Raw genomic sequence first — 1,520 nt, 5'->3', positions numbered from 1 at the left:
AATAAATAAAATTTATATTATAATAAAATCTCATAGAAAAGAAATGAGGTGGACATTATTAGAAAGGTTGATTTAACAATGAATGAAAATTTAAAGTATGAAGTTATTAAGAAATTAGTAGAGAAAAACGGTAACAAGAAAAGAGCTGCAGTTGAATTAAACTGCACTGTTAGACATATCAACAGAATGATAAAGGGATATAAAGAAACTGGAAAGAAATTTTTTGTCCATGGAAATCGTGGAAGAAAACCTGCACATTCTCTAGATGACTCATTAAAACAGAATATTGTTGACTTATATAGAACAAAATATCAAGGCTCAAATATAACTCATTTTTCTGAACTCTTAAACGAGTTCGAGGGAATCAAAGTATCTTCAACTACTATACGTTCTATTTTATTACAGAAATTCATTCTATCTCCTAAAGCGAAGCGTTCTTCTAGAAAGGCTTTACATGCGAAGCTTACAGATATGAAGAAAAAGTCTAAATCAAAAAAACAAACTGCTGAGATCCAAAGTGCTATCCTTGATATACAAGATGCGCATCCAAGACATCCAAGATGTGCTTATTTTGGTGAGCTAATTCAGATGGATGCCTCTGTACATCACTGGTTTGGTCGTAATAAAACACAACTCCATATTGCCGTAGATGATGCTACAGGTGCAATTGTAGGTGCATATTTTGATACTCAAGAAACCCTTAATGCTTACTACCACATTCTTTATCAAATACTAACCAAATATGGTATTCCATATATGTTTTTAACAGATAGACGTACTGTTTTTGAATATAAACAAAAAAAATCCCCTTCTGTTGAAGAGGATACATTTACTCAATTTGGATATTCATGCAAACAATTAGGCATTCACATTAAAACCAGCAGCATCCCACAGTCCAAAGGACGTGTGGAACGCATGTTTCAAACTTTACAATCACGACTACCCATCGAATTGCGTTTAGCTGGTATAAGCTCAATTGAACAAGCAAATGAATTTTTAAACTCCTACATAAAAAAATTCAATGATCAATTTGCTTTACAAGTTGATCATATCAAATCTGTGTTTGAAAAACAACCCGATATTGAAAAAATCAACTTAACTCTTGCTGTACTTACAACTAGAAAGATAGACAATGGAAATTGTATAAAGTATCATAAAAAATACTATCTTCCAGTAGATACTAATGGTCATGCTGTATATTACCGCAAAGGAACCTCCGGTATAGTTATAAAAGCATTTAACAATGAGCTATTTTTCTGTGTTAACGAAAAAGTTTATGCTCTTGAACTGATTCCATCTCATGTTTCTTCTTCAAAAAATTTTGATTTTGCAAATGTTCCAAAACCTCCAAAGAAACACTATATACCTCCAATGAATCATCCATGGAAACAAGCTTCATTTGAACGCTATTGTAATAAACAAATTCATAGACAAAAAGTAAAAACAGCATAGAAATAAAGCACCAGAAAACTGGTGCTAATGTTAAAAGTTTTTTGGGACATTTTCAAAAACGGTTGACA

Annotated in this window: 1 protein-coding gene; it reads left to right on the top strand. The window is 31.8% G+C overall.

Going from position 1 to position 1,520, the window contains the following annotated elements:
* The first annotated feature begins 78 nt into the window (after nucleotides 1-78).
* Entirely contained in the window at nucleotides 79-1,452 is a 1,374-nt protein-coding gene (locus H2684_RS12235) for an ISNCY family transposase (RefSeq protein WP_182089679.1), read from the top strand.
* Nucleotides 1,453-1,520: the final 68 nt, after the last annotated feature.

The organism is Clostridium sp. cel8 (assembly GCF_014050525.1).
Taxonomy (GTDB): Bacteria; Bacillota; Clostridia; order Clostridiales; family Clostridiaceae; genus Clostridium_B.
This window is presented reverse-complemented; position numbering and strand designations above follow the sequence as displayed.

Coding starts and splice junctions, on each gene's coding strand:
- H2684_RS12235 (WP_182089679.1), top strand. CDS start 79: ATGAATGAAAATTTAAAGTATGAAGTTATTAAGAAATTAGTAGAGAAA.